Consider the following 26,041-nt stretch of genomic DNA (forward strand, 5'->3'; position numbering starts at 1 on the left):
TAAAAAACCCTAAACTTGGCTCAGCAATCGTTGGTTACATCTTTGATTTCTCGCGGAGTAACTTGTGATGCTGATAATCTTGTTGACTATCAGTCTGACTCCACAAGCACCCACACGAATTGCTTGATTCAGTTGTTAAAGAGCGGTTGGTTAAGATCTTTCGTCTCAACCGAGGCGCGCATTCTACAGCAGCCTCTGTTGCTGTCAAGCGGTTATTTTTCGAAGTTTTCAAAGTTTCCTTTGCAACTTCAACCACTTGCGCTTGCGATCTCTCGTTAGCGGGAGGCGAATTCTACAGCGTTANTCGCTGCTGTCAACACCTCTTTTACACCGCTGTCGACCGAGAAGATCGAACCGTTAAAAGAGCCAAACCACCCTGCTCTTTCAACTCCTTCTGGGCTTCGATGACCTGAAGCAACTCACTGTCGAAAACTTCGTAACTCATTGTTTACCAAGGAGTTTTCCGTTTCGACTGCGCCGGAAGTGGGGCGAATTATAGACTTCCAGAATCTGCCGTCAACCTTTAATTACGCTTTTCTATCAAACACTTGAAGAACGCCGGAAAACAGCCAGTTTCCTCTCTATATAGGAGAGTAAAAACACTCCCCCCTATATAGAAGAAATCCTCAGAGCACCCCGGCTTCTTTGAATGCCGACACAGCACCAGCATCCAGACCCAACACCCGCTGCAGAACCTCCAGCGTATGCTCCCCTAATAGAGGAGGCGCATTGCGATACTCCACAGGCGTTTCGGACAGACGAATCGGACTCGCCACTTGCGGCACCATCCCGGCCAGTACATGGGGCAGCTCGATCGCCAACCCGCGCGCCTTAACCTGAGGATCCGCAAACATCTGAGCCAGATCATTGATCGGCCCGCACGGCACACCTGCTTGCTCCAGCTGCAGCACCCACTCAGCAGTCGTCTTGAACACAGTCGCCTGGCGAATAAGCGGAATCAACACCGCACGATTCGCTACCCGCAACTTGTTGGTCGCAAAGCTTGGATCATCAGCCCACTGCGGCTGACCAGCCACTTCAGCAAACTTGCGAAACTGCCCGTCATTACCCACGGTGAGGATGAAGTCTCCATCTGCCGTAGGAAAGTCCTGATAGGGCACGATATTCGGATGAGCATTACCCAGGCGCTTCGGTGCATTGCCCGTGGTCAGGTAATTCATTGCCTGGTTAGCCAGACAAGCCACCTGAACATCCAACAGCGCCATATCAATATGCTGACCGCCGCCGTCATGATCCCGATGAGCCAGTGCCGCCAGAATCGCCACCGTCGAGTAGAGCCCGGTCAAGATGTCCGTCAGCGCCACGCCGACTTTCACCGGCCCGGCACCCTCATCCCCTTCGGGTCGCCCCGTCAGACTCATCAGACCGCCCAGTCCCTGGATCATGAAGTCATAACCCGCGCGCTTGGCGTAAGGGCCTGTCTGGCCAAACCCGGTAATCGAGCAATAGATCAGATTCGGATTGATCGCCTTTAGAGACTCATAGTCCAAACCATATGCCGCCAGCCCACCGACCTTGAAATTCTCGATCAGGATGTCCGACTTCGCCGCCAGATCACGCACCAGCTTCTGCCCTTCAGGCCGGGTGAAGTCGATGGTGACCGATTGCTTGTTGCGATTGGCCGATAAGTAATAGGCGGCCTCGCTAGTGTTCTCGCCATAAGCGTCTTTAAGGAAGGGAGGCCCCCAGGCGCGCGTGTCATCGCCATTACCCGGGCGCTCAACCTTGATCACTTCGGCGCCGAGGTCAGCAAGAATCTGTCCGGCCCACGGCCCGGCCAGAACCCGCGATAAATCCAGTACCCGTAGATGCGAAAGCGCGCCCATGGCCGTTCTCCTATTAATAGAACGCCTGGATGCCAGTCTGCGCACGACCGAGGATCAGTGCATGGACGTCATGCGTACCTTCATAGGTATTCACCACCTCCAGGTTGACCAGATGGCGAGCAACACCGAACTCATCGGAAATACCGTTACCACCCAGCATGTCGCGCGCCATGCGAGCAATGTCCAGGGACTTGCCGCAGGAGTTGCGCTTCATCATCGAAGTGATCTCGACCGCCGCAGTACCTTCATCTTTCATACGACCCAGACGCAGACAGCCTTGCAGCGCCAGAGTGATTTCGGTCTGCATGTCGGCCAGCTTCTTCTGGATCAACTGAGTTGCAGCCAAAGGACGACCAAACTGCTGACGATCCAGGGTGTATTGGCGAGCGGTGTGCCAGCAAAACTCGGCCGCGCCCAGCGCGCCCCAGGAAATACCGTAACGTGCCGAGTTAAGGCAAGTAAAAGGGCCTTTCAAGCCACGGACATCCGGGAAGATGTTCTCTTCAGGGACAAACACGTTGTCCATGACGATTTCGCCGGTGATGGATGCACGCAGGCCAACCTTGCCGTGAATCGCAGGAGCACTCAGGCCCTTCCAGCCTTTCTCCAGAACGAAGCCCCGGATGTCGCCGGCGTCGTCCTTGCCCCAGACCACGAACACATCGGCGATCGGGCTGTTGGTGATCCACATCTTGCTGCCGGTCAGGCTGTAGCCGCCTTCCACTTTGCGCGCACGAGTAATCATCGCGCCCGGGTCGGAACCGTGGTTAGGCTCGGTCAGACCGAAGCAGCCGATCCATTCGCCTGAAGCCAGTTTCGGCAGGTACTTCTGTTTCTGGGCTTCGGTACCAAATTCATTGATCGGCACCATGACCAGCGAGGACTGCACACTCATCATCGACCGATAGCCGGAGTCGACACGCTCGACCTCACGGGCGATCAGGCCGTAGCTGACGTAGTTCAGGCCGCTGCCACCATACTGCTCGGGGATAGTCGCGCCCAACAGACCTATTTCGCCCATCTCGCGGAAGATTGCCGGGTCGGTCTTTTCATGGCGGAAAGCTTCGAGAACACGCGGCGCGAGCTTCTGCTGAGCGAATTGCTCAGCGGTGTCGCGAATCATGCGTTCTTCTTCGGTGAGCTGTTGATCCAGCAGCAGGGGATCGATCCAGTTGAAGCTAGCTTTACCGCCCATGAGTGTGTCCTCTCGAATCGGGTCAAATAACGTGGGCTGATCCTAGGCCGGGTTCGGCGTTACGGCAAACGAGGATTTTGCATACTGTTGTGCTAATTTCTCACTCCGAAACATCGCAAAGTAGCTTTTATGCAATGTATTAGTGAGGTTGGCGTACATGCGCAGGAAAATCCCCAGCACAACGGCCCTGATCAGCTTTGAAGCCGCGGCTCGCCACGAAAGTTTTACCAAGGCGGCTCAGGAGCTTTCGCTCACTCAAGGCGCCATTTGCCGACAGATCGCCAGCCTTGAGGAGTTCCTCAGCGTAGAACTGTTCCGTCGCTCGCGACGCGGGGTCAAGCTGACAGAGGCCGGTCTTTCCTACAGCCGCCGGGTGGCCACCCAACTCGATGCCGTTGAACGGGACACCTTGTCAGTAATGGGCCAGCAAGGTGCCAACGTGATCGAGCTGGCGGTGGTTCCAACCTTCGGCACTCAATGGCTGCTGCCACGACTCAAGGATTTCCAGCAAAAACACCCGGAAGTGACGGTCAACCTCACCAACCGAACGCGCCCCTTCCTGTTTGCCGACACCGACTTCGATGCCGCGATCTATTTTGGCGACGCGGACTGGTCGGGTACCGAATCCCACAGGCTGATGGGCGAAAATCCGATGCCGGTGTGCAGCCCCAACCTCCTGGGAAAAAAGACAAACCTGTCTCCCGGCGACATCGCTGAATTGCCCCTGCTGCAGCAGACCACTCGCCCTTATGCCTGGCGTCAATGGTTCAACTCCCAAAACCTAAATGTCCCACGAGACATGACAGGGCCGCGCTACGAGCTATTCTCCATGCTTGCTCAAGCCGCCATGCACGATATGGGAATAGCGCTGATTCCACCGTTCCTGATTCAACGCGAACTGGCCGAGAAGCGCCTGGTCATTGCCAACGCCCAAGCGCTATCAAGCATCAAGGCGTATTACTTGATGATTCCCGAGCGAAAGGTCGAGTCGGCCTCTTTAAGGGCATTTCGCGATTGGCTGGTCAATCAGGCACAGAGCTACAGCCTAGAAGGATAAAGGCTTTGCGCCATTAGTTGACCTCGTAGTCAGCAAAATCAAAGCACTACAGATGTAAGTATTTGTCGCACATTCGAAGACTGTACCGACAAGCAGTACAAACGTCCCACAAGGGCCTTAAAACGTGGCCTTGAGCCTCTATTGCGGAGCAATAACGACTCATTCACCTGACCGATGTGAAAATTCTTCAATTTTTACAAGAATCCTTACAAGTCACGGCCTGCAAGGGATTAAACCGGTCAGTTGCGACATTCGGTCACGGGGTGACTTGTAGTTAATTTTCCGTCACCCGTCATAAACCCTTGAAGGGCATTAAGTTCGCCTGCAAAATGCCGCGCCCCGCCCTGATTTGGCGGGATCGTGCTGATCGGCCGCCCCCAGCCGCACCATCCGAAGTGCCTGGGTTTACTCAATAAGATCACGCAGGAGATTTGACGTGCACATTGGTGTTCCTCTCGAAACCCAGACCGGTGAAACACGGGTTGCTGCAACCCCGGAAACCATCAAGAAGCTGATCGGCCAGGGTCATAAGGTCACTGTGCAAAGCGGCGCCGGCAATAATGCCAGCGTTGTCGACAGTGCCTATGAAGCGGCAGGCGCAATTATTGGCAGCGCCAACGATGCGTTTGGTGCCGAGCTGATTCTCAAGGTGGTCGCCCCCAGCGACAGCGAACTGACGCTGATTAAAAGCGGCACCGTTGTGGTGGGCATGCTCAACCCGTTCAGCAATGAAATCATTGCCAAGCTGGCTGAGTGCGGCATTACCGCTTTCGCACTGGAGGCCGCGCCGCGCACCTCCCGCGCTCAGAGCCTGGATGTGCTGTCCTCCCAAGCCAATATCGCCGGCTATAAAGCCGTGTTGCTGGCCGCTCACCACTACCCTCGCTTCATGCCGATGCTGATGACTGCTGCCGGTACCGTGAAAGCGGCGCGCGTGCTGATTCTCGGCGCTGGCGTGGCTGGTTTGCAGGCGATCGCTACGGCGAAACGTCTGGGTGCAGTGATCGAAGCGTCTGACGTACGTCCTGCGGTAAAAGAGCAGATCGAATCCCTCGGCGCCAAGTTCGTCGACGTACCTTATGAGACCGATGAAGAGCGCGAGTGCGCCGTCGGTGTCGGCGGTTACGCACGACCAATGCCCGCGAGCTGGATGCAACGTCAGGCCCTGGCCGTGCACGAACGCGCCAAACAGGCTGACATTGTCATCACCACCGCACTGATCCCGGGCCGCAAGGCACCAACACTGTTGAGCGCGGAAACCGTGGCGCAGATGAAGCCAGGCTCGGTGGTCATCGACCTCGCTGCAGCCCAGGGCGGTAACTGCCCTCTGACCGTGGCCGATCAGGTCGTCGTCGAGAATGGCGTGATCATTTGCGGCCCGACCAACCTGGCCGGCGCAGTTGCGGCAGACGCTTCGGCACTGTACGCGCGCAACCTGCTGGACTTCCTGAAGCTGGTCTTCAACAAAGAAGGCCAGTTCGAGATCAACCTCGAAGACGACATCGTCGCCGCGTGCCTGATGTGCCGCGACGGCCAAGTCATCCGCAAAAACGCCTAAGCAGGGATTCAGACGATGGAAGAGCTTATCTCCCCCGGTATCTACAACCTGATCATCTTCGTGCTAGCGATTTATGTCGGATATCACGTGGTCTGGAACGTTACACCTGCACTTCACACGCCTTTGATGGCGGTAACCAACGCGATCTCGGCGATCGTGATCGTCGGCGCCATGCTGGCCGCGGCGTTGACCGTGACGCCACTGGGCAAAACCATGGGCACCCTGGCGGTGGCTCTGGCGGCGGTGAACGTGTTTGGTGGCTTCCTGGTTACCCGCAGGATGCTTGAGATGTTCAAGAAAAAAGCCCCGAAAGCAGTAAAAGAAGAGGCGTCCAAGTAATGAGCATGAATCTTGTAACGACGCTCTACTTGATCGCGTCGATCTGCTTCATCCAGGCCCTCAAAGGCCTGTCGCACCCTACGACCTCCCGACGCGGCAATGTGTACGGCATGCTCGGCATGGGATTGGCGATCGTCACCACCATCGGCCTCATCTATAAGCTGAGCGCGCTCTCTTTTGGGCAAGGCGGGGCCACCGCCGGCATCGGATACGTCATCGTAGGTCTGTTGGTCGGCGGTACCGCCGGGTCGATCATGGCCAAGCGCGTTGAAATGACAAAAATGCCGGAACTGGTCGCCTTCATGCACAGCATGATCGGTATGGCCGCGGTGTTCATTGCCATCGCTGCTGTCGTTGAACCGCAATCGCTGGGCATCGTCAAGCAACTGGGTGACTCCATTCCTGCCGGTAACCGCCTGGAGCTGTTCCTCGGCGCGGCCATCGGTGCAATCACCTTCTCCGGCTCGGTAATCGCGTTCGGCAAGCTGTCGGGCAAGTACAAGTTCCGCCTGTTCCAGGGCGCACCCGTACAGTTCGGCGGCCAGCACAAGCTGAACCTGCTGCTGGGTCTGGCGACGCTGGCACTGGGTATCACCTTCATGCTGACCGGCAACCTCGGTGCTTTCGCCCTCATGCTGGCCCTGGCCTTCGTGATGGGTGTGCTGATCATCATCCCGATCGGCGGCGCCGATATGCCGGTGGTGGTGTCGATGCTCAACAGCTACTCCGGCTGGGCAGCGGCAGGTATCGGCTTCTCGCTGAACAACTCGATGCTGATCATTGCCGGCTCCCTGGTGGGTTCATCCGGTGCGATCCTCTCGTACATCATGTGCAAGGCGATGAACCGTTCGTTCTTCAACGTATTGCTCGGCGGTTTCGGCAACACGGCAGATGCAGCTGGCCCGGCAGGTTCGAAAGAGGCCCGTCCGGTGAAATCCGGTTCGGCTGACGATGCGACCTTCCTGCTGACCAACGCCGACACTGTGATCATCGTTCCGGGTTATGGCCTGGCGGTGGCACGCGCCCAACACTCACTGATGGAACTGGCGGAGAAGCTGACTCACCGGGGAGTCACCGTGAAGTTTGCGATCCACCCGGTGGCTGGTCGGATGCCAGGGCACATGAACGTCCTGCTGGCCGAGGCCGAAGTGCCTTACGAGCAAGTGTTCGAGATGGATGACATTAACTCCGAGTTCGGTCAGACCGATGTGGTGCTGGTGCTCGGCGCCAACGACGTGGTCAACCCGGCCGCGAAGAACGACCCGAAATCGCCAATTGCCGGCATGCCGATACTCGAGGCCTATAAAGCAAAGACCGTGATCGTCAACAAGCGCTCGATGGCCAGCGGCTATGCCGGTCTGGACAACGAGCTGTTCTACCTCGACAAAACCATGATGGTCTTCGGCGACGCCAAGAAAGTCATCGAAGACATGGTTAAAGCCGTCGAGTAAAACCTGCGGAAGCAGCAATACCCAAAACCTCAGCCTTTAGTAGGCTGGGGTTTTTTATTGCCCGCTAAAAACCGACCAAAGGCTCTAAATCAGGACTCTGCATTCGACCATGGTAGCGGGAGGAATTTTTTTGAAATCACTAAACTGCACACCTTGCTTTCGTTGCCCGAGATAACAATCCATGTACCGTGATCGTATTCGCTTGCCTTCGTTGTTGGATAAGGTGATGAGCGCCGCTGACGCTGCCGATCTGATTCAGGACGGCATGACCGTCGGCATGAGTGGTTTCACTCGCGCCGGTGAAGCCAAGGCCGTGCCCCACGCATTGGCCGAACGCGCCAAAATCACCCCGCTGAAAATCACGCTGATGACCGGCGCCAGCCTGGGCAACGACCTCGATAAACAACTCACCGAAGCTGGCGTATTGTCACGACGCATGCCCTTCCAGGTCGACAGCACCCTGCGCAAGGCCATTAACGCCGGCGAAGTGATGTTCATTGACCAGCATCTTTCGGAAACCGTTGAGCAGTTGCGCAATCAGCAGCTCAAACTGCCGGACATCGCCGTGATTGAGGCCGTAGCGATCACCGAGCAGGGCCATATCGTGCCGACCACTTCGGTGGGCAACTCGGCCAGCTTCGCGATTTTCGCCAAACAGGTGATCGTCGAGATCAACTTGGCGCACAACCCGAATCTCGAAGGACTGCACGACATCTATATCCCGACCTATCGGCCGACCCGCACGCCAATCCCGCTGGTGAAGGTCGACGATCGCATTGGCAGCACTGCCATCCCGATTCCGCCGGAAAAGATCGTCGCTATCGTGATCACCAATCAGTCTGACTCGCCGTCCACCGTGCTGCCGCCGGACGTTGATACCCAGGCCATTGCCGACCACCTGATCGACTTCTTCAAGCAGGAAGTGGCTGCCGGGCGCATGACCAACAAGCTCGGCCCGCTGCAAGCCGGGATTGGCAACATCGCCAACTCGGTGATGTGCGGGTTGATCGACTCGCCGTTCGAAGACCTGACGATGTACTCCGAAGTACTTCAGGACTCGACCTTCGACCTGATCGACGCCGGCAAGCTGAGCTTTGCTTCGGGCAGTTCGATCACCTTGTCGAGTCGTCGCAATACCGATGTTTTCGGCAATCTTGAGCGCTACAAGGACAAACTGGTCCTGCGCCCGCAAGAAATTTCCAACCACCCGGAAGTGGTGCGCCGGCTCGGCATCATCGGCATCAACACGGCGCTTGAGTTCGACTTGTACGGCAACGTCAACTCCACCCACATCTGCGGCACGCGAATGATGAACGGCATCGGCGGCTCGGGCGACTTTGCGCGCAATGCGCATTTGGCGATCTTCGTGACCAAGTCGATCGCCAAAGGCGGCGCGATCTCCAGCGTGGTGCCGATGGTCAGCCACGTTGATCACACTGAGCATGACGTCGACATCCTCGTCACCGAGATCGGTCTGGCGGACTTGCGCGGCCTGGCGCCGCGAGAACGCGCTCGAGTCATCATCGACAACTGCGTGCACCCGGACTATCGCCAAGCCCTGGATGACTACTTCACATCCGCGTGTGCACTCGGCGGACATACGCCGCATATCCTGCGTGATGCTCTGAGCTGGCACATAAACCTGGAAGAAAACGGGCGGATGCTCGCGGTGTAATTGGTACAGATAGCAGCTGACGCAAACACAGTTTCGTCAGCTTGCTGTTGCCAGACCAAATCCTGAATAAAACTGTACTGCTGTACCGGTCTTTTCCTACCGTAATTGCCTACCTTTTCGAGTCAATCAACCAAAAACGCACGATATTAGTGCAGACAAGTACAGTTGCCTCAATTTCGACCAGTACACCACCCTTTAACAGTTAACTGGTCCCTCACAATACAGGTGAACTGTATCTAGAGAGACTGGCCAAACGAGAGGATCATTGGCATCAGTTAAACCACTACCTAATCCCGCCATAAGCGGAAGGATGTCAACCATGGAACGTACACTCAGTTCCGAGCTGTTTTTCGAAGACAACGCTGTAAAAACCCAGGCTTCCACGCCTCTTCGCGTTCTCGCCAACCTGATGCTGTGGCAGCGCCGCATCTCCAGCCGCCACCAACTGGCTCGTCTGGATTCGCGTCTGCTGGCTGACGCAGGGATTAGCGAAGCACAACGCTACGAAGAGCTGAGCAAGCCGTTCTGGCGCTAAGTTAGCGTCGCTGGCTCTGACCCACCGGGTCCACCGCCAGCACTCCAAATTGAAAAAACAAAGCCCGTCGTGGGAAACCACGACGGGCTTTGTCGTTTTCGGCCCAACATGGGTCACACAGAATAGATATCGCCACATAGGTACAGTTTTACTATTTATACAACTGAACAAGTACAATTTCAGTGCAGTGTGTCTGTTGCGGACGAGAGGACGGGATCACCATGAAATCCCGAACTGCCAGCAAAAGGACCGCGCCATGAATCACTTACTGGATGTTTCCGTTTCCACGCCTCACTCAACGCCTCGCTCCCACTGGGTTCGTAGATTGCTGAGGGGCCTCGCCAATAGCCTTGAAAGGGCCAGAACCCGGCGTTTGTTGGGCCAACTCAATGACCGGCAGCTCTCAGACCTGAACATCAGCCGCTCGGATCGTCTCAACGAACTGGATAAACCGTTCTGGCGCTAGCTTCCTGCTTGAATAGACGGGACTGTTCGAACCGACACTCATAGGCCTAATATCCAGATAGAACGTGGCGGACGCTGCACGAGTGGCGTCTGACTCACTAGACACCGCCACCTCTCAATCGGTTTTCCAAAGGAGTTTCACCATGTCCCGTCTTCGTCTGCTCAGCGCTGCAGCCCTGCTTGCCGTGGCTGCCAATTCCCACGCCACCAGCTTTATCGTGACCACCGATACCGTCGTCAATGCGCTCAAGGCCACGTCCGATGCGACCTCAGATGTAACTTCTTCCTTTCGCGATGACAAAATCGTGCGCGCCGCCCGTGACGACGCCGCCAGCTTCGTGGCCAGCGAAGGCGCCATTCGTGGCGTGAAACTGGAAAGCGCACTCGACCATATTCGCCACCAGGCACCTCAGCTGAACGCGACTGATGCACAACTGGCACAAGCCATACTGACTATCTAAGCGTCACCACTGACGTGGGACACGCCCGCCGTGTCCCAATGTTTCGGCGCTGGCTCTAAACCGGGCGTTGCGCTAGCCTTGCGACTCGCCTACAACTATCGAGTCTCATGCGTTTTCTTTCAAATCTGTTGATCTCTCCGCTTTTCGTGGCAGCCTGCTGGGTGGGCTCGGTCCATGCCTTTGATGCTTTCAACCTGTCTACACAAGGCATCGTCGCTACCGGCTACGCCTCAAGCATGGTGACCTCCGCCCCCTTCGACCGTAAGCTGCTACTCGCGGCACACGATGACGCTGCGGCGTTCATCGCCAGTGGCGGCCAACTGCGGGGAGCACAACTGGAGTCCGCCCTTATTTATCTGCGCCGGACCCAGCCAAAACTTCATGTCAGCGACCTTGAACTGGCGCAGGCAATTCTCGTCCAATAGTTATCCTTGTTCTTGCGGAGTCGTTCCATGCGTAGCCCCCTGATTGTTGCCGCCCTTGGCCTGCTGTTATTGGCCGATGTGACTCAGGCGCACACCCTGGTTGCCACCAGTAACATCCTCATCAACGCCACCCGGCGCACCCTTGATTTCACTTCCGATACCACGACGTCCATCCGTGACTCGAAGATCGTTCGTGAAGCCCACGACGATGCGGCCAGTTTCGTCGCCAGCGATGGCGACATTCGTGGCGCGCACCTGGAAGCGGCCTTCACCACGTTGCGCACCCGCGTACCAGAAGCCCGCGACGCCAGTGATCAGGTTCTCGCCGAAGCCATCCTCGCACTGTGAGGTCGCCAGGCGCCTGGCTGTTGGCCGGGGTCATGTTGCTGCTCGGCAACACGGCCCAGGCTGACTTGCAATTAAGGCTTAAAACCGAAGGCCTCAGCCCCGCTCAAAGACAGGCCAGTCAGGCATTGCTCGATGAAGCCATGCAGGCGCTGCCGCCGCGGTTCATCGAGCAACTCGACCGACGCATCGACGTCGGCTGGACCGATGACATGCCGAGCAACGCTTACGGCCAGGCGTCGCTGCTGTCCGAGCTCGACCTGAACCGCAACCTGCTTACCAGCCTCACTGATGGCAGCGCCGCGACCAAAAAGACTTATCGTCCCCATGGCACCGTGCGCCGCGAAATGCTTGCCACGGTGTTGCACGAACTCACCCACATCTATGACCGCTCGCGCCTGTGGCCAGACGCGGAGCGCACGCTGATTCAGCGCTGCACCCGGCGCAACAGCAGCTCGGGGCTGATTGGCATTCCCGATCAATGCCGCGGCCAGTCCGACCGACGCTTTACGCTCAGCGACGACCCGCACCTGCTCGACCTCGCCGGCTGGCCACAGTATGTCGGCCGTCGTGGCGAACGCGAACAGTACAACCGGCAAATCGCCCGCAGCCCGGACATTTACGAGACGAGCAGCCCCAAGGAGTTCGTCGCGGTCAACATGGAATATTTCCTTCTCGACCCGGCCTACGCCTGTCGCCGTCCTGCGCTGTACCGCTACTACAAAGAACATTTCGGCTGGGCGCCCGCCGCTAAAGACACCTGCGGCAAATCCTTCTCCTTCCTCAATGCCGGCAATGATTTCGCCAAAACACCACTGGGCCAGGTCGATCCGGAACGGGTCTACGCTGTCGACTATCTGCTGGCAGAAGCCAACCAGAACTGGGTCAGCCGCTGGGGTCACAGCATGTTGCGGCTGGTGATCTGCGCACCCGGCCGCCCCCGTGGGCCGGATTGTCGCCTGGATCTGGATCAGCATCTGGTGTTGTCCTACCGCGCCTTCGTCGGTGACGTACAGCTGTCGAGTTGGGACGGACTGGTGGGCAAATACCCATCGCGCCTGTTTGTCCTGCCACTGGCCCAGGTGATCGACGAATACACCAAGACCGAACTGCGCAGCCTGGCCTCGGTGCCGTTGACCCTGTCGCGCAGCGAGATCGAAGACGTGGTGGAACACGCCGCCGAAATGCACTGGAGTTACGACGGCAACTACTTCTTCCTGTCCAACAACTGCGCTGTAGAGGGCCTGAAGTTACTGCGTAGCAGCACCAACAATACAAAACTGGTCGGGTTGGACAGCATCATGCCCAACGGTTTGCTGGAAGTGCTCAAGGGCCGCGGACTGGCGGACACCAGCGTGCTGGATGATCCCCGCGAAGCGCTGCGTCTGGGCTATCGATTCGACTCCTTCCGCGATCGCTATCAAGCGATGTTCGAAGTGCTGAAGAAGCACTTGCCGATCAAGCAGGAAAAGGTCGAAGACTGGCTCGCCCTGAAAGCTGAAGAGCGCCGGCAATGGATCGACCAAGCCGATTTGCGCACCAGCGCAGCATTACTGTTACTGGAGCAGGCAGCCTTCCGCCAACAATTGGTGCTGGCCCAGGACGAAGTAAAGCAGCGCTATCTGGGTGCTCGGGAATTGAAGAACGGCGGCATGGACAAGGCCAACGCAACTTTGCAGCAAATTCTTGCCAACAGCGGCTTCCTCAGCCGTCCGGCGGAGCTGCTCGGCACTGGGGGTTATGGATTGCCGCAGCCGAGTGAGTGGCAGCGTCTGGAGTCGGAAAGCAGCCTGCGGCAGAAGCAGCTTCAGGCGCTGACAGGCGATCTGGACAAAGAAGTGAGAGCGCTGCTCGAACCGAGCCGTGCAGCCGAGATGGCCGCCAATGAAGCCAACCTGAAGCAAATTGGCGAGCATCTGAGAAAGTTGCACAAGGCTGCGGGCGGCTTGGAGTTGCCGTAAAAAACAGGCTTCGCGGCTAATCCGCGAAGCCTTCAACACTTACCTGCTATTCAAAGCACCCCTTCGAGAATTTCATAAACGATCCCGGTTCCTACGGCGATCAGCACAATGTCGCCACCCGCACGGCGCCATTCGTACCCTGGGTAATACGGCAGCCGGCCCAACGCCCGGTTATCGAGGCGTTCGCCGTAATAGCCGTGAGGCAGCGGTCGGCCACGCACCAGATGAGTACCCGGAGGTGGCGGAGCACCGCGCACGAAATAGCCATGGTTATCGTGGATAGTCTGGCGCACCGGGCCGAAGTCCCGTGGCGGAGGGCCGCCGCGATGATTGTCCTGCGGGCCACGGTGATCGTCGCCATGATTGTCACCGTGGTTATCGTAGTGGCCTTGCTGCGGGCCGCCGCGGTCGTGATCGTCGCGCTGATCGGCACTCGCATTCAGCAACGGGGTGGCACTGAGCATCAGCACACCCAGGCTGGCAATCAGACGTTTCGGCATTTTCATCGGGTCTTTCCTCACTGCACATACAGCAAAAAGGGCTTCAGAACATAGTCCTGAAGCCCTCGGTCTTGCTGTTTAGTCTGTACCGCGAGGCTCTAATTCCTCTGTATCAGGAACTTTACCTTCAGCTGACGCGGGCTTTACGCACGCCGTCTGCCAGAGCCGAGCAAAGGCTCAACACGCCATCGACTGCCTGATCCGGCGTCGAGGCATTGGCGATGTGATCGATCAACGCTGAACCCACCACCACGCCATCAGCCAGACGCGCGATGGACGCCGCTTGTTCCGGTGTACGAATACCGAAACCGATGCTGATCGGCAGATCGGTATGGCGACGCAGACGCGCAACGGCTTCTTCAACATGCTCCAGCGTCGCCGCGCCCGCACCGGTCACACCGGCAACAGACACGTAGTAGACGAAGCCTGAGCTGCCGTTCAAAACGGTTGGCAGGCGCACATCATCAGTCGTCGGGGTGGTCAGACGGATGAAGTCCAGACCGGCAGCCTGGGCCGGGTCGCACAGCTCGCCGTTATGCTCGGGTGGCAGGTCGACCACGATCAGACCGTCAACGCCGGCCTCTTTTGCGTCGGCGATGAAACGCGGCACGCCATACATGTGGATCGGGTTGAAGTAACCCATCAGCACCAGCGGCGTCTCGGTATTGCCTTCACGGAACTCGCGAACCATTTGCAGGGTTTTCGCCAAGTTCTGCTTGGCGCCGAGGGCGCGGATATTGGCCAACTGAATTGCCGGGCCGTCGGCCATTGGATCAGTGAAGGGCATGCCCAACTCGATCACGTCGGCACCCGCGCCGGGCAAGCCTTTGAGGATCGCCAGCGAGGTGTCATAGCTCGGGTCGCCAGCGGTCACGAAGGTCACCAGGGCGGCACGATTCTGTTCCTTGAGTTCGGCAAAACGCGTTTGCAGGCGGCTCATCAGTGTTTCTCCTGCTTCGATTGTTCCATGTGGTGCATCACGGTTTGCATGTCTTTGTCGCCACGGCCAGACAGGTTGACCACCATCAGGTGATCTTTCGGCAGCGTCGGTGCGCGCTTGAACACTTCGGCCAGGGCATGGGCGCTTTCCAGTGCAGGAATAATCCCTTCCAGGCGGCAGCATTTGTGGAACGCGTCGAGGGCTTCGTCGTCGGTTACCGAGGTGTACTGGACGCGGCCGATGTCATGCAACCATGCGTGTTCCGGGCCAATGCCTGGATAGTCGAGGCCGGCAGAGATCGAGTGAGCGTCGATAATCTGGCCATCGTCGTCCTGCAGCAGGAAGGTCCGGTTGCCGTGCAATACGCCCGGTACGCCGCCGTTCAGGCTGGCTGCGTGTTTACCGGTTTCGATGCCGTAACCTGCCGCTTCGACGCCGATGATCTCGACGCTCTTGTCGTCGAGGAACGGGTGAAACAGGCCCATGGCGTTGGAGCCGCCACCGATACACGCCACCAGGCTGTCCGGCAGACGGCCTTCCTGGGCTTGCAGTTGAGTACGGGTTTCTTTGCCGATTACGGACTGGAAGTCGCGAACCATCGCAGGATAAGGGTGCGGACCGGCCACAGTGCCGATCAGGTAGAAGGTGCTGTCGACGTTGGTCACCCAGTCACGCAGGGCTTCGTTCATCGCGTCTTTCAGGGTGCCGGTGCCGGCCACGACCGGGATCACTTCGGCGCCCAGCAGCTTCATGCGAAATACGTTGGCCTGCTGACGTTCGATGTCAGTGGTGCCCATGTAGATTACGCAATCGAGGCCAAAACGCGCAGCCACGGTGGCGGTCGCCACGCCGTGCATGCCGGCACCGGTCTCGGCGATGATGCGTTTCTTGCCCATGCGCCGCGCCAGCAGGATCTGGCCGATGCAGTTGTTGATCTTGTGCGCGCCGGTGTGGTTCAGCTCTTCGCGCTTGAGGTAAATCTTCGCGCCGCCGCAGAACTCTGTCAGACGTTCGGCAAAGTACAGAGGGCTTGGACGACCTATGTAGTCGCGCTGGAAGTAGGCCAATTCTTCTTTGAATGCAGGATCATCCTTGGCCAATTCGTATTCACGGGCCAGATCGAGGATCAACGGCATCAGGGTTTCAGCGACGTAACGGCCGCCGAACGAGCCAAACAGGCCGTTGGCGTCGGGGCCGTTGCGCAGATTAGTCTGGGTCATGGGTCGCTCCAGTTGAATGCGTGGGATGATGCTTTTGAAGAGAGAGTGGGCTTAACTCTACCCCTGACGCCCCAGGCTGAAAACCGATAAGATCGCTGCAACCCGTCAGGAAAACTCACAGATAACATGAGCCATGACCTTCCCCCGCTGAACGCCCTTCGGGCCTTCGAAGCCACTGCCCGCCTGAACAGCGTCAGCAAGGCGGCCGAACAGCTGCACGTAACCCATGGCGCAGTCAGCCGACAGCTCAAGGTGCTGGAAGAACACCTCGGCGTCAGCCTGCTCATCAAGGATGGGCGCGGCCTTAAACTCACAGATGCCGGCCTTCGTTTGCGCGATGCCAGCGCCGAGGCGTTCGAGCGTTTACGCACTGTGTGTGCAGAACTGACCCAACGCACCGCCGATGCACCTTTTGTACTGGGTTGCTCGGGAAGCTTGTTGGCACGCTGGTTTATTCCCAGATTGGGACGGTTGAATACCGACCTGCCCGACCTGCGCCTGCACCTGTCGGCTGGCGAGGGTGATCTCGATCCACGTCGCCCGGGGCTGGACGCCTTGCTGGTGTTTGCCGAGCCACCGTGGCCGGCAGACATGCAGGTCTATGAGTTGGCGAGCGAACGGATCGGCCCGGTCATGAGCCCGCGATTTGCGGGCTACGAACGACTGCAAAACGCACCGCCCACAGCGCTGTTGAACGAACCATTGCTGCACACCACCTCACGCCCGCAGGCCTGGCCAAGCTGGGCACAGCAAAGCGACCTCGACGCCAAAGCGTTGAAGTACGGACAGGGTTTCGAGCATTTGTATTATCTGCTGGAGGCCGCGGTGGCAGGCCTGGGTGTGGCGATTGCGCCCGAGCCGCTGGTGGCTGAGGACTTGAAGGCCGGGCGCCTGGTTGCGCCATGGGGCTTCAGTGAAACCCCGGCGCAACTGGCGTTGTGGCTACCCAAGCGCGCCGCGGACGGGCGCGCTCGGCAACTGGCGCAGTGGCTCAAAAACGAGCTGCGCCAGACGGATTAGTCACCGCGTTTGAACAGCAGATAAGCCGCGAGCAGCCCCAACGCACCGACAGCCACACCCGCTGTCGTCCAAGGGTGTTCCTGGGCGTAGTCCCGCGTGGCAATCCCGGTTTCACGGGTTTTGACTTTGACTTCTTCGTACGCATCGCTGAGCAGATGGCGCGAATGCTTCAGCGCGTTCTCGGCGTTGCTTTTCAAGGCTTTAAGGGTTTTACGCGACTCGTCCGAGGCGTCGTCCTTCAGGTTTTCCAAAGACTTCAGCAGACTCTCGATCTCGGCTTCCATGCTTTGCAATGAGGCTTTACGTAAAGAGGTGTTGGCCATGGTGGCTCTCCTGCATTGATTGAGTTGCGTGTGTTGGTTGGGACTTCAGGGGTTCGAGAAAGTGCAGTAAATCTGAACTTCCACTTCGGATTGGCCGACAGAAGTAATACGAAAAATCACTGCTAGGCTGTATTTCACACCCTGAGGAGAACGCCATGACTGACCATCACACCTACAAGAAAGTCGAACTCGTCGGCTCGTCCACCAGCAGCATTGAAGACGCCATCAACAACGCCCTGGCCGAGGCCAGCAAAAGCCTCAAGTACATGGAATGGTTCGAAGTGACCGAAACCCGCGGGCACATCAAGGACGGCAAGGCCGCACACTTCCAGGTGACGCTCAAAGTCGGTTTCCGGATTGCCAGTAGCTGAGTTTGAGCTAATCTTCGGAAATTGCGCGCTGGCCGAGCGCCATAGGGAATGGAAAGCGCTACATCAGTACATCCGGCTGATCGCTGGGTGCCCCTATTGATCCGACCAGGGAATGCGACCGATGAAGAATTTTATTTTGGCCGTAGGCTTGTTGAGTCTCGCGGGAACAGCCCTGGCTCAGGGCAAGTCGTGTGAAGAGCTGAAAGCCGAAATCACAGCGAAACTTGATGCCAAGGGCATTTCTAATTATTCACTGGAAATCGTCGATAAAGGCGCTGCTGCTGGCGGGAAAATTGTCGGCACCTGTGAAAAAGGCTCCAAGCAAATCGTCTACAAGCAGGGCTGACCTCCCTCGAAAATGAAAAAGCCGACGCAATGACGTCGGCTTTTTTGTGCCTGCTATTTGAGCGTCAGCCCTTCATGACCTGGGCCAGCAGCTCATAGGAGCGCACGCGATCGGCATGTTCGTACAGGTCGCAGGTAAAAATCAGCTCGTCCGCCTGCGTCTGCTCGATCAGCACTTCCAGTTTTGCGCGGATTTTCTGCGGACTGCCAACCATCGCCAGACCAAGGAAATCGCCGACCGCCTCTTTCTCATGAGGCAGCCACAGGCCATCCATGGTTTTTACCGGCGGACGTTGCACCAGGCTCTGGCCACGCATCAACGCCAGGATGCGCTGATAGACCGAGGTCGCCAGATAATCGGCCTGCTCGTCGGTGTCGGCAGCCACCAAGGGCACACCGAGCATTACGTAGGGCTTATCCAATATTGCTGAAGGCTTGAAGTGGTTGCGGTAGACGCGAATGGCCTCATGCATGAAGCGCGGTGCGAAATGTGAAGCGAAGGCGTAGGGCAAACCGCGTTCACCGGCCAGTTGTGCACTGAACAGGCTGGAGCCCAGCAGCCAGACTGGGACATTGGTGCCGGTGCCTGGCATTGCGATGACCCGTTGGTCCGGGGTGCGCGGGCCGAGGTAGCGCATCAGTTCCGCCACGTCTTCCGGGAAATCGTCGGCGCTGCCGGAGCGTTCACGACGCAAGGCGCGGGCGGTCATCTGATCGGAGCCGGGAGCACGGCCCAGGCCCAGGTCGATCCGGCCCGGGTACAGACTTTCGAGCGTGCCGAACTGCTCGGCGATCACCAGCGGCGCGTGGTTGGGCAACATCACACCGCCCGAGCCGACACGAATGGTCGAGGTGCCGCCAGCCAGGTAGCCAAGCAGTACCGAAGTCGCCGAACTGGCAATGCCGTCCATGTTGTGGTGTTCGGCAACCCAGAAACGGTTGTAGCCAAATTTTTCGACGTGCTGAGCCAGGTCCAGGGAATTGCGCAGCGACTGGGCCGCGCTGCCGTTCTCCCGCACGGGCACCAGATCGAGGGTCGAGAACTTGATATCGGACAGTCGTTTCATAAGCCTGCTTCTCCAATTGAGGGCGCAGGTTTTTTCTTACAAACGAAAACCTGCCGAATCTATAAGCGTGTTTTATGCAATGAGGGCATATACCCGAGTTTCAATAGCAGAGCCAAAATTCCTACGAAATAAGAGGACCGATCAGATGAGGTGAACTTTGCACCACGGTCTATCCTCATAACCCTAGCAACCGAAAACCACAAAGGCGCGACGCTTCGCGCCGGATCTTGAGGAGGCAGACATGGCTATTACAAAGAAAGCATCGGCTCACTGGGAAGGTGACCTGAAAACCGGCATCGGCTCGATTTCCACGGAAACCGGTGTCCTCAGAGAAGCGCCCTACGGCTTCAAGGCACGTTTCGAAGGCGGCAAGGGCACCAATCCGGAAGAGCTGATCGGCGCAGCGCACGCGGGCTGCTTCTCCATGGCGTTTTCGATGATTCTCGGCGATGCCGGTCTAAAGGCTGACAGCATCGATACCAATGCCGAAGTCACCCTGGACCAGGTAGACGGCGGTTTTGCGATCACGGCGGTGAAATTGATCCTCAAAGCGAAGATTCCTGGGGCGACTCAGGCTCAATTTGAGGAACTGAGCAATAAAGCCAAAGAAGGCTGCCCGGTTTCCAAAGTGTTGAATGCGAAAATCAGCCTGGATGCAACATTGGTCAGCTGATAGGGGTTGTCGCGCTCCCCGATAAAAGATCGCAGTCTCGGCGGGCTGCGTTCTTTTTTTGCGCTGAAACAAAACCTGGCTGGCGAGATTGTGGTCGAATAAATGACAGCAGCTAAAGCGCATTACCCTGCGCGCTGCCTCAAAGGAGCTTCAACCATGAAACGTTTTGCCTTGGCGGTTATCTGTTGCGCGCTGGCCACATCGGCCCTGGCGGCAGCGAAATCCTGTGAAGAACTCAAGGCCGAGATTGAAGCCAAGATCCAGGCCAATAACGTCTCGTCCTACACGCTGGAAATCGTCACCAACGACGAAGTACACGATCAGAATATGGTCGTTGGCTCGTGTGAAGGCGGCACGAAGAAAATCATCTACCAGAAGAACGACCGCTGATTCCTCTCACATGAGGCAATAGGACTCTCGATCTTCCGCGACAATCTCCCGCTTGGCGTTGTACAGCCGGGCACCAGGAGTAAATGCTATCGACTGGCCTACCAGCACATAACGCTGGCCGGCTTCGAAATGATCGTAGTTGATGGTCAGGTAGCACAAGCGTTCCGTGGGGCCATTCATCACACCTAAGCCCCCACCACCGGGCACTTCGAAGTCGAATCGAACGATCAGCTCATGGCTACCGGGGGTGACCTGGAAAAAACGCCCGTCGCGCAATCGCTGCTTGTCCAGTCGTTCAGCCATCAACAATTTGTCATTGGGGAATGGCGTAGAAAATTCGACCCACGCCATCTGCGGATTGACCACCGGCAGCGGGCTCTGACAGCCAGCAACAACGCTTGCAGCCAGCAACAACATCAATCTGCGCATGATGAATGTCCCGAGGATTGGTCATTCAGCATAACGCCGATCAGGTGCGTTGGCAGCCTGCAGGTGTGCCCTGGCCAATGACTTTACGCTGTTGATCGTAGAGTTTTGCCCACGGCCGAAAGCCGATATTTCCTGCTTTCAACTGATACCGCTCGCCAGCGTTGAAGTCGTTGAATTTCACGTTTAGGTGGCAGTCACGCCATAGTGGCTCGGCATCGGGTCCGATGTTGCTTGGCGCGACCGGGAATTGGTAACGAACGGTGAGCTCATGGCTACCAGGCTGAACCTGGAAATAGCGCTTGTCGGTGGCGGCCTTGTCATCGACTTCCAGCGCTTGCAGCGCGGTGTCTTCCTGCTTCGAATCCAGGTCGATCCACGCTTGAGCCGGATCATGGGGGGGTAATCCGAATCCAGCACAACCTGCCAGCATCAGCAGGCTTCCTGTCAGCATCAACGTGCGCATAGCGGAGCTCCAGTCAGGCGGGATAGTCTTGCGGGCAGACTCTCCAGGGATGATTCATTTTGATCAGGCCGCTTCCAAGCCTTGGGTTACTTGATCGCGTTTTACGCATTTTGTTTCCGGGCGTGTTGTTTTTGTTTCTCAATGGTTGCGCCGGCGTCAGCTATTACGGCCAATTGGCCAGTGGTCAGCTGCAATTGCTGCGGGCACGCGAGCCGGTTTCCACAGTGATTGCCGATCCCGGTCGCGATCAGCTACTGCGTGCGCACCTGACTCAATCGCAACAGGCCCGCACGTTCGCCAGCCAACAGCTGCAGCTGCCGGATAACCAGAGTTACCGTTTGTACGCCGACATTGGCCGGCCGTTCGTAGTCTGGAACGTGTTTGCCACGCCGGAATTCTCCCTGACACCACAGAACCATTGCTTCCCGATCGCCGGTTGCGTCGCCTATCGCGGTTATTACAGTCAGAGCGCGGCCCGCGGTGAAGCTGCGTTGCAACGATTGCAAGGTATGGACGTGTCGATCGGTGGCGTCGAGGCTTATTCGACGCTCGGCTGGTTCAACGATCCGATTATCAGTTCGATGATGGCCTGGGGTGATGAACGATTGGCCACGCTGATCTTCCATGAACTGGCGCATCAACGTTTTTATGTGAAGGACGACACCGAATTCAATGAGTCTTTCGCCACCTTCGTCGAACAGGAAGGCACCCGCCAATGGCGTGCATTCCGCGGCCTGGCGCCGGACAGCGGCGCGCAGGTGCAGCAACGGGACCAGTTCATTCAATTGGTTCTGGATACCCGCACGCGACTCGAGCGGCTGTATACCCTGCCCCTGCCCGCCGACCAGATGCGCCAGCGCAAAGCCGACGAGTTCGAACGATTGCGGAGTGAATACCGGCAGTTGCGCGAGAGCCAATGGGCCGGGGACAAACGCTATGACGCATGGATCAATGCGCCGATGAACAATGCCCGGCTGTTGCCATTTGGGCTGTACGACCAATGGGTGCCGGCATTTGCGGCGTTGTTCAGACAGGTGGGCGGGGATTGGGTGAAGTTTTATGCGGCGGTCAAGAAGCTCGGCGCGTTGCCGGTGGGGGAGCGCAAGGCGGCGTTGAATGCTTTGGCTCAATTGCAAAGTCGCGGTGGCTGATCGGGCCTCATCGACGGAACGCCGCCCGGAGCTAGCTCCCACATTAGTTTTGTAAACACTGGTCCACTGTGGGAGCGAGCTTGCTCCGGGCGGCGCTCCGACGATGGCGGTTTAATTAACGCTGCAAAAACGCCTGATGCATCTCTTCCAGCGTCTCGAAGTGCCAGGTCGGGGCTTCGGCGCTCAACTCTTCCCGGCTGCCAAAACCATAACCAACAGCCGCTGCATCCAGCCCATTGCTGCGCGCACCGATCAGATCGTGTTTACGGTCGCCGATCATCAAGGTGTTGGCCGGGTCCAGCCCTTCTTCGGCCATCAGGTGGGCGATCAGCTCGACTTTGTTGGTCCGGGTTCCATCCAGTTCGCTGCCATAGATCACTTTGAAGTGCTTGGCGAAGTCGAAGTGCCGGGCAATTTCCCGGGCAAAAATCCACGGTTTTGACGTCGCGATGTACAGCTGTCGCCCTTGTCCGCCGAGGGTTTCCAACAATGGTGTGACGCCGTCGAATACGCGGTTCTCATACAGACCGGTGACCTTGAAACGTTCGCGATAGAAGTTCACCGCTTCCCAGGCCTTGGGCTCCTCGAAGTCGTAGAACTGCATGAACGCCTGCAACAACGGCGGACCGATGAAGTGTTCAAGTTTGGTCAGGTCGGGCTCATCGATGCCCAGTTTGCTCAAGGCGAACTGGATCGAACGGGTGATGCCCTCGCGTGGATCGGTCAGGGTGCCATCGAGGTCGAACAATACGGTTTGGTAATGCATGTTGAATCCTGAATAAGGGCGCAGGGTCAGAGCTGGTCGTAGCCTTCGGCCAGATGCAAATTCTTGAGCTTCACGTAATTCGCCGCGCTGTAGGTGAAAAAGGCTTTTTCCTTGTCAGTCAGCGGTCGAATCTGCTTCACCGGGCTGCCCACATAAAGGAAGCCGCTTTCCAGGCGTTTGCCCGGGGGCACCAGACTGCCGGCACCGATGATCACATCGTCCTCGACCACTGCGCCGTCCATGACGATGCTGCCCATGCCGATCAGAATCCGACTGCCCACGGTGCAGCCGTGGAGCATGACTTTATGCGCGATGGTCACATCGTCGCCAATCAGCAACGCAAAGCCATCGGGATTGAACGGCCCGGCATGGGTGATGTGCAGCACACAGCCGTCCTGCACGCTGGTGCGCGCGCCGATACGAATGCGGTGCATGTCGCCACGAATCACCGTCAGCGGCCAGACCGAGCTGTCTTCGCCCATTTCAACGTCGCCGATCACCACCGCCGAACCGTCGACAAAGGCGCCTTTGCCGAGTAGCGGCGTGTGGTTCTGATACTTGCGAAGGGTCACGATAGGCTCTCTCTCTTTTGCTGATAGCTGCGGTGAGCGTCGATTGTAATTAAGATGGCGCAATGTTTCTTCCAGCCAAGGTGCCAACCGTGAGCGTGAACAACCCTCTTTTGCAGTCCTACGACCTGCCGCCGTTCTCGGCGATCCGTGCCGAACACGTGCAACCGGCCATCGAACAGATCCTGGCTGACAACCGCGCCGCCATTATCGAGATCCTCAAAACCCAGGGCAAACAACCGACCTGGACCGGCCTGGTGCTGGCGATGGACGAACTGAATGATCGACTGGGCGCCGCCTGGAGCCCGGTCAGCCACCTGAATGCCGTGTGCAACAGCGCCGAATTGCGCGAAGCCTACGAGTCCTGCTTGCCGGCCTTGAGCGCCTACTCCACCGAATTGGGCCAGAACCGCGAGTTGTTCGAGGCGTTCGAAGCGCTGGCTAACAGTCCCGAAGCTGTCGGTTTCGAGGTGGCGCAGAAAACTATCCTGGAACACTCCCTGCGTGACTTCCGTTTGTCGGGTATCGACTTGCCTGCGCCTGAACAAAAGCGTTACGCCGAAGTGCAGAGCAAATTGTCGGAGCTGGGCAGCCGCTTCTCCAACCAACTGCTCGATGCCACTCAGACCTGGACCAAGCACGTCACCGATGAAGCCGCCCTCGCCGGCCTGACCGATTCGGCCAAGGCGCAAATGGCCGCGGCTGCACAGGCCAAAGGTCTGGAAGGCTTCCTGATCACCCTCGAATTCCCGAGCTACTACGCGGTGATGACCTACGCCCACGACCGCGCCCTGCGCGAAGAAGTCTACGCCGCCTACTGCACCCGTGCGTCGGACCAAGGCCCGAATGCCGGTCAGAACGATAACGGCCCGGTCATGGAAGAAATCCTCGACCTGCGTCAGGAGCTTGCAAAACTTTTGGGCTTCACCAGCTTCTCGGAGCTGAGCCTGGCCACCAAAATGGCTGAATCGAGCGATCAAGTGCTGAGTTTCCTGCGCGATCTGGCCAAGCGCAGCAAGCCGTTCGCCGCCCTGGATCTGGAACAGCTCAAGGCGTACGCCGCCGAACAAGGCTGCCCGGACCTGCAAAGCTGGGACAGCGGTTTCTATGGTGAAAAACTTCGCGAACAGCGCTACAGCGTTGCCCAGGAAGCCCTTCGCGCTTACTTCCCGATCGACAAAGTGCTGGGCGGTCTGTTTGCTATCGTCCAGCGTCTGTATGGCATCGAAATCGCCGAACTGAAAGGCTTCGACACCTGGCACCCGGATGTTCGCCTGTTTGAAATCAAGGAAAACGGCCAGCACGTCGGCCGCTTCTTCTTCGACCTCTACGCCCGCGCCAATAAGCGTGGCGGGGCCTGGATGGACGGCGCCCGCGACCGTCGCCGCACGATCAGCGGCGTATTGCAGAGCCCGGTGGCGAACCTGGTGTGCAACTTCACCCCGGCCGACAGCGGCAAACCAGCCCTGCTGACCCACGATGAAGTGACCACCCTGTTCCACGAATTCGGTCACGGCCTGCATCACCTGTTGACCCGCGTTGAACACGCCGGCGTATCCGGCATCAACGGCGTGGCCTGGGATGCGGTCGAGCTGCCAAGCCAGTTCATGGAGAACTGGTGCTGGGAGCCGGAAGGTCTGGCGCTGATCTCCGGTCACTACGAAACCGGCGAACCGCTGCCTCAGGACCTGCTGGAGAAAATGCTCGCCGCGAAGAACTTCCAGTCCGGTCTGATGATGGTTCGTCAGCTGGAGTTCTCGCTGTTCGACTTCGACCTGCACGCCACCCACGGCGACGGCCGCAGCGTGCTGCAAGTGCTCGAAGGCGTGCGTGACGAGGTCTCGGTCATGCGTCCACCGGCCTACAACCGTTTCCCTAACAGCTTCGCCCACATCTTCGCCGGCGGTTACGCGGCGGGTTACTACAGCTACAAATGGGCTGAAGTGCTGTCGGCCGATGCCTTCTCGAAGTTCGAAGAAGACGGCGTGCTCAACGCCGACACCGGTCGCGCCTTCCGCGAAGCGATCCTGGCGCGCGGTGGTTCCCAGGAACCGATGGTGCTGTTCGTCGACTTCCGCGGACGCCCGCCGTCGATTGACGCACTCTTGCGCCACAGCGGCCTGAGTGAGGTCGCGGCAGCATGAGCGAGGGGCCTGTGAAGACGAAAAAACGCTTTATCGCCGGGGCGGTCTGCCCGGCGTGCAGCGAGCCGGACAAGTTGATGATGTGGAACGAAGACGAAGTCCCACATCGTGAGTGCGTGGCCTGCGGTTATTCGGACACGTTGAATGAACAAGGCCTGTCCGTGCCCAAGGAATTGGGCACGCGGGTCAATACCTCGGCACTGAAGGTGCCGGACGCCAAGGTTCAGGCCGTGCAGTTTTTCCCGAACCCGAAGCTGAAGAAAAAGCCTGACGAGCAACACTGAGTCACCGCCACCTCCACACCTTGCGGTGTGGGGGTGGTAACTATCTACCACCTTTCCCCTGCGCTTCCTTTA

Annotated in this window: 30 protein-coding genes; 19 read left to right on the forward strand and 11 right to left on the reverse strand. The window is 58.0% G+C overall.

Annotation, left to right across the window (positions count from 1 at the left end; all coding sequences use genetic code 11):
- Positions 1–626: 626 nt before the first annotated feature.
- The gene (locus CUN63_RS11720; RefSeq protein ID WP_129439572.1) at positions 627–1,847 is read right to left on the reverse strand and encodes a CaiB/BaiF CoA-transferase family protein; all 1,221 of its coding nucleotides are present in this window, start codon (positions 1,845–1,847) and stop codon (positions 627–629) included.
- A 13-nt stretch (positions 1,848–1,860) separates the two neighbouring features.
- Complete coding sequence (locus CUN63_RS11725) at positions 1,861–3,042, reverse strand: acyl-CoA dehydrogenase (RefSeq protein WP_129439574.1); 1,182 nt, start codon at positions 3,040–3,042, stop codon at positions 1,861–1,863.
- A 157-nt stretch (positions 3,043–3,199) separates the two neighbouring features.
- Here CUN63_RS11725 and CUN63_RS11730 point away from each other — a divergent pair, with 157 nt between their 5' ends.
- The 11 genes from CUN63_RS11730 (at position 3,200) to CUN63_RS11780 (ending at position 13,314) form a co-directional block, all read left to right on the forward strand.
- On the forward strand, positions 3,200–4,099 hold the full coding sequence (locus tag CUN63_RS11730) for a LysR family transcriptional regulator (protein WP_129439576.1): 900 nt from the start codon (positions 3,200–3,202) through the stop codon (positions 4,097–4,099).
- 436 nt (positions 4,100–4,535) lie between these two features.
- The gene (locus CUN63_RS11735) at positions 4,536–5,657 is read left to right on the forward strand and encodes a Re/Si-specific NAD(P)(+) transhydrogenase subunit alpha (RefSeq protein WP_129439578.1); all 1,122 of its coding nucleotides are present in this window, start codon (positions 4,536–4,538) and stop codon (positions 5,655–5,657) included.
- 15 nt (positions 5,658–5,672) lie between these two features.
- The gene (locus CUN63_RS11740) at positions 5,673–5,996 is read left to right on the forward strand and encodes an NAD(P) transhydrogenase subunit alpha (RefSeq protein ID WP_017335806.1); all 324 of its coding nucleotides are present in this window, start codon (positions 5,673–5,675) and stop codon (positions 5,994–5,996) included.
- The gene (locus CUN63_RS11745) at positions 5,996–7,447 is read left to right on the forward strand and encodes an NAD(P)(+) transhydrogenase (Re/Si-specific) subunit beta (protein WP_129439580.1); all 1,452 of its coding nucleotides are present in this window, start codon (positions 5,996–5,998) and stop codon (positions 7,445–7,447) included. The genes CUN63_RS11740 and CUN63_RS11745 overlap by 1 nt, the downstream gene beginning before the upstream one ends.
- A gap of 181 nt (positions 7,448–7,628) precedes the next feature.
- Positions 7,629–9,122 carry an acetyl-CoA hydrolase/transferase family protein gene (locus CUN63_RS11750; protein WP_129439582.1) on the forward strand — a complete coding sequence of 498 codons (1,494 nt, stop codon included), beginning with the start codon at positions 7,629–7,631 and terminating at the stop codon, positions 9,120–9,122.
- Between the two features lie 319 nt (positions 9,123–9,441).
- Positions 9,442–9,657, forward strand: coding sequence for a DUF1127 domain-containing protein (locus CUN63_RS11755; protein WP_008154465.1), 216 nt, complete (start codon positions 9,442–9,444; stop codon positions 9,655–9,657).
- Between the two features lie 256 nt (positions 9,658–9,913).
- Positions 9,914–10,123, forward strand: a complete 210-nt coding sequence (locus tag CUN63_RS11760; protein ID WP_129439584.1) for a DUF1127 domain-containing protein — start codon at positions 9,914–9,916, stop codon at positions 10,121–10,123.
- A 142-nt stretch (positions 10,124–10,265) separates the two neighbouring features.
- Positions 10,266–10,583, forward strand: a complete 318-nt coding sequence (locus CUN63_RS11765) for a DUF2388 domain-containing protein (RefSeq protein WP_129439586.1) — start codon at positions 10,266–10,268, stop codon at positions 10,581–10,583.
- A gap of 107 nt (positions 10,584–10,690) precedes the next feature.
- A complete protein-coding gene (locus CUN63_RS11770) occupies positions 10,691–11,008 on the forward strand; it encodes a DUF2388 domain-containing protein (RefSeq protein ID WP_129439588.1) in 318 nt (105 codons plus the stop codon).
- A gap of 27 nt (positions 11,009–11,035) precedes the next feature.
- Positions 11,036–11,356: a DUF2388 domain-containing protein gene (locus CUN63_RS11775; RefSeq protein WP_129439590.1), complete on the forward strand. Its 321-nt coding sequence runs from the start codon at positions 11,036–11,038 to the stop codon at positions 11,354–11,356.
- Positions 11,353–13,314: a DUF4105 domain-containing protein gene (locus CUN63_RS11780; RefSeq protein ID WP_129439592.1), complete on the forward strand. Its 1,962-nt coding sequence runs from the start codon at positions 11,353–11,355 to the stop codon at positions 13,312–13,314. The genes CUN63_RS11775 and CUN63_RS11780 overlap by 4 nt, the downstream gene beginning before the upstream one ends.
- 50 nt (positions 13,315–13,364) lie before the next feature.
- Here CUN63_RS11780 and CUN63_RS11785 read toward each other — a convergent pair whose 3' ends face one another.
- The 3 genes from CUN63_RS11785 to trpB all read right to left on the reverse strand — a co-directional run bounded on the left by CUN63_RS11785 (position 13,365) and on the right by trpB (position 15,974).
- Positions 13,365–13,820 (reverse strand): anti-virulence regulator CigR family protein, encoded by a 456-nt coding sequence (locus CUN63_RS11785; protein WP_129439594.1) that lies wholly within the window; start codon positions 13,818–13,820, stop codon positions 13,365–13,367.
- A gap of 121 nt (positions 13,821–13,941) precedes the next feature.
- Entirely contained in the window at positions 13,942–14,754 is an 813-nt protein-coding gene (gene trpA / locus CUN63_RS11790) for a tryptophan synthase subunit alpha (protein WP_008152530.1), read from the reverse strand.
- Positions 14,754–15,974: a tryptophan synthase subunit beta gene (gene trpB, locus CUN63_RS11795; RefSeq protein WP_129439597.1), complete on the reverse strand. Its 1,221-nt coding sequence runs from the start codon at positions 15,972–15,974 to the stop codon at positions 14,754–14,756. The genes trpA and trpB overlap by 1 nt, the downstream gene beginning before the upstream one ends.
- Before the next feature lie 126 nt (positions 15,975–16,100).
- Between trpB and CUN63_RS11800 the strand changes: the two genes are divergently transcribed.
- Positions 16,101–16,994 (forward strand): LysR family transcriptional regulator, encoded by an 894-nt coding sequence (locus tag CUN63_RS11800; protein WP_129439599.1) that lies wholly within the window; start codon positions 16,101–16,103, stop codon positions 16,992–16,994.
- Here the strand turns inward: CUN63_RS11800 and CUN63_RS11805 are convergent.
- A complete protein-coding gene (locus tag CUN63_RS11805) occupies positions 16,991–17,317 on the reverse strand; it encodes a YqjD family protein (RefSeq protein ID WP_008152522.1) in 327 nt (108 codons plus the stop codon). The genes CUN63_RS11800 and CUN63_RS11805 overlap by 4 nt on opposite strands.
- Before the next feature lie 155 nt (positions 17,318–17,472).
- On the opposite strand from CUN63_RS11805, the gene CUN63_RS11810 reads away from it, so the two are divergent.
- Together CUN63_RS11810 and CUN63_RS11815 are read left to right on the forward strand one after the other, a co-directional pair.
- Complete coding sequence (locus CUN63_RS11810) at positions 17,473–17,688, forward strand: dodecin (RefSeq protein ID WP_008027736.1); 216 nt, start codon at positions 17,473–17,475, stop codon at positions 17,686–17,688.
- 121 nt (positions 17,689–17,809) lie between these two features.
- A complete protein-coding gene (locus CUN63_RS11815) occupies positions 17,810–18,034 on the forward strand; it encodes a DUF1161 domain-containing protein (protein ID WP_129439601.1) in 225 nt (74 codons plus the stop codon).
- Positions 18,035–18,098: 64 nt separating this feature from the next.
- Here the strand turns inward: CUN63_RS11815 and CUN63_RS11820 are convergent, their stop codons facing one another.
- Entirely contained in the window at positions 18,099–19,100 is a 1,002-nt protein-coding gene (locus CUN63_RS11820; RefSeq protein ID WP_129439603.1) for an LLM class flavin-dependent oxidoreductase, read from the reverse strand.
- Positions 19,101–19,341: 241 nt separating this feature from the next.
- Here CUN63_RS11820 and CUN63_RS11825 point away from each other — a divergent pair, with 241 nt between their 5' ends.
- Positions 19,342–19,773 carry an OsmC family protein gene (locus CUN63_RS11825; RefSeq protein ID WP_008152515.1) on the forward strand — a complete coding sequence of 144 codons (432 nt, stop codon included), beginning with the start codon at positions 19,342–19,344 and terminating at the stop codon, positions 19,771–19,773.
- A 156-nt stretch (positions 19,774–19,929) separates the two neighbouring features.
- Positions 19,930–20,163 (forward strand): DUF1161 domain-containing protein, encoded by a 234-nt coding sequence (locus tag CUN63_RS11830; protein WP_046044848.1) that lies wholly within the window; start codon positions 19,930–19,932, stop codon positions 20,161–20,163.
- 6 nt (positions 20,164–20,169) lie between these two features.
- On the opposite strand, the gene CUN63_RS11835 is transcribed toward CUN63_RS11830, so the two are convergent.
- Both CUN63_RS11835 and CUN63_RS11840 read right to left on the reverse strand, forming a co-directional pair.
- Entirely contained in the window at positions 20,170–20,592 is a 423-nt protein-coding gene (locus tag CUN63_RS11835; protein WP_129439606.1) for a hypothetical protein, read from the reverse strand.
- 40 nt (positions 20,593–20,632) lie between these two features.
- Positions 20,633–21,055, reverse strand: a complete 423-nt coding sequence (locus CUN63_RS11840) for a hypothetical protein (RefSeq protein WP_129439608.1) — start codon at positions 21,053–21,055, stop codon at positions 20,633–20,635.
- Between the two features lie 59 nt (positions 21,056–21,114).
- Between CUN63_RS11840 and CUN63_RS11845 the strand changes: the two genes are divergently transcribed.
- The gene (locus CUN63_RS11845) at positions 21,115–22,206 is read left to right on the forward strand and encodes an aminopeptidase (protein ID WP_129439609.1); all 1,092 of its coding nucleotides are present in this window, start codon (positions 21,115–21,117) and stop codon (positions 22,204–22,206) included.
- A 115-nt stretch (positions 22,207–22,321) separates the two neighbouring features.
- Here the strand turns inward: CUN63_RS11845 and CUN63_RS11850 are convergent, their stop codons facing one another.
- Positions 22,322–22,972, reverse strand: a complete 651-nt coding sequence (locus tag CUN63_RS11850; RefSeq protein WP_129439610.1) for an HAD family hydrolase — start codon at positions 22,970–22,972, stop codon at positions 22,322–22,324.
- Positions 22,973–22,998: 26 nt separating this feature from the next.
- Entirely contained in the window at positions 22,999–23,544 is a 546-nt protein-coding gene (locus tag CUN63_RS11855; RefSeq protein ID WP_129439611.1) for a gamma carbonic anhydrase family protein, read from the reverse strand.
- A gap of 62 nt (positions 23,545–23,606) precedes the next feature.
- Between CUN63_RS11855 and prlC the strand changes: the two genes are divergently transcribed.
- Together prlC and CUN63_RS11865 are read left to right on the forward strand one after the other, a co-directional pair.
- Entirely contained in the window at positions 23,607–25,685 is a 2,079-nt protein-coding gene (gene prlC / locus CUN63_RS11860) for an oligopeptidase A (protein ID WP_165353248.1), read from the forward strand.
- A complete protein-coding gene (locus tag CUN63_RS11865; protein WP_129439613.1) occupies positions 25,682–25,969 on the forward strand; it encodes a YheV family putative zinc ribbon protein in 288 nt (95 codons plus the stop codon). The genes prlC and CUN63_RS11865 overlap by 4 nt, the downstream gene beginning before the upstream one ends.
- Positions 25,970–26,041 lie beyond the last annotated feature (72 nt).

This window comes from Pseudomonas sp. ACM7, assembly GCF_004136015.1.
Classification (GTDB): domain Bacteria; phylum Pseudomonadota; class Gammaproteobacteria; order Pseudomonadales; family Pseudomonadaceae; genus Aquipseudomonas; species Aquipseudomonas frigoris.

Excerpts from the sequence above, each read along its gene's own strand:
- CUN63_RS11720 (WP_129439572.1), bottom strand. The coding sequence starts at position 1,847 with ATGGGCGCGCTTTCGCATCTACGGGTACTGGATTTATCGCGGGTTCTG.
- CUN63_RS11725 (WP_129439574.1), bottom strand. The coding sequence starts at position 3,042 with ATGGGCGGTAAAGCTAGCTTCAACTGGATCGATCCCCTGCTGCTGGAT.
- CUN63_RS11730 (WP_129439576.1), top strand. The coding sequence starts at position 3,200 with ATGCGCAGGAAAATCCCCAGCACAACGGCCCTGATCAGCTTTGAAGCC.
- CUN63_RS11740 (WP_017335806.1), top strand. The coding sequence starts at position 5,673 with ATGGAAGAGCTTATCTCCCCCGGTATCTACAACCTGATCATCTTCGTG.
- CUN63_RS11745 (WP_129439580.1), top strand. The coding sequence starts at position 5,996 with ATGAGCATGAATCTTGTAACGACGCTCTACTTGATCGCGTCGATCTGC.
- CUN63_RS11750 (WP_129439582.1), top strand. The coding sequence starts at position 7,629 with ATGTACCGTGATCGTATTCGCTTGCCTTCGTTGTTGGATAAGGTGATG.
- CUN63_RS11755 (WP_008154465.1), top strand. The coding sequence starts at position 9,442 with ATGGAACGTACACTCAGTTCCGAGCTGTTTTTCGAAGACAACGCTGTA.
- CUN63_RS11760 (WP_129439584.1), top strand. The coding sequence starts at position 9,914 with ATGAATCACTTACTGGATGTTTCCGTTTCCACGCCTCACTCAACGCCT.
- CUN63_RS11765 (WP_129439586.1), top strand. The coding sequence starts at position 10,266 with ATGTCCCGTCTTCGTCTGCTCAGCGCTGCAGCCCTGCTTGCCGTGGCT.
- CUN63_RS11770 (WP_129439588.1), top strand. The coding sequence starts at position 10,691 with ATGCGTTTTCTTTCAAATCTGTTGATCTCTCCGCTTTTCGTGGCAGCC.
- CUN63_RS11775 (WP_129439590.1), top strand. The coding sequence starts at position 11,036 with ATGCGTAGCCCCCTGATTGTTGCCGCCCTTGGCCTGCTGTTATTGGCC.
- CUN63_RS11785 (WP_129439594.1), bottom strand. The coding sequence starts at position 13,820 with ATGAAAATGCCGAAACGTCTGATTGCCAGCCTGGGTGTGCTGATGCTC.
- trpA (WP_008152530.1), bottom strand. The coding sequence starts at position 14,754 with ATGAGCCGCCTGCAAACGCGTTTTGCCGAACTCAAGGAACAGAATCGT.
- trpB (WP_129439597.1), bottom strand. The coding sequence starts at position 15,974 with ATGACCCAGACTAATCTGCGCAACGGCCCCGACGCCAACGGCCTGTTT.
- CUN63_RS11800 (WP_129439599.1), top strand. The coding sequence starts at position 16,101 with ATGAGCCATGACCTTCCCCCGCTGAACGCCCTTCGGGCCTTCGAAGCC.
- CUN63_RS11805 (WP_008152522.1), bottom strand. The coding sequence starts at position 17,317 with ATGGCCAACACCTCTTTACGTAAAGCCTCATTGCAAAGCATGGAAGCC.
- CUN63_RS11810 (WP_008027736.1), top strand. The coding sequence starts at position 17,473 with ATGACTGACCATCACACCTACAAGAAAGTCGAACTCGTCGGCTCGTCC.
- CUN63_RS11815 (WP_129439601.1), top strand. The coding sequence starts at position 17,810 with ATGAAGAATTTTATTTTGGCCGTAGGCTTGTTGAGTCTCGCGGGAACA.
- CUN63_RS11820 (WP_129439603.1), bottom strand. The coding sequence starts at position 19,100 with ATGAAACGACTGTCCGATATCAAGTTCTCGACCCTCGATCTGGTGCCC.
- CUN63_RS11825 (WP_008152515.1), top strand. The coding sequence starts at position 19,342 with ATGGCTATTACAAAGAAAGCATCGGCTCACTGGGAAGGTGACCTGAAA.
- CUN63_RS11830 (WP_046044848.1), top strand. The coding sequence starts at position 19,930 with ATGAAACGTTTTGCCTTGGCGGTTATCTGTTGCGCGCTGGCCACATCG.
- CUN63_RS11835 (WP_129439606.1), bottom strand. The coding sequence starts at position 20,592 with ATGCGCAGATTGATGTTGTTGCTGGCTGCAAGCGTTGTTGCTGGCTGT.
- CUN63_RS11840 (WP_129439608.1), bottom strand. The coding sequence starts at position 21,055 with ATGCGCACGTTGATGCTGACAGGAAGCCTGCTGATGCTGGCAGGTTGT.
- CUN63_RS11850 (WP_129439610.1), bottom strand. The coding sequence starts at position 22,972 with ATGCATTACCAAACCGTATTGTTCGACCTCGATGGCACCCTGACCGAT.
- prlC (WP_165353248.1), top strand. The coding sequence starts at position 23,607 with ATGTTTCTTCCAGCCAAGGTGCCAACCGTGAGCGTGAACAACCCTCTT.
- CUN63_RS11865 (WP_129439613.1), top strand. The coding sequence starts at position 25,682 with ATGAGCGAGGGGCCTGTGAAGACGAAAAAACGCTTTATCGCCGGGGCG.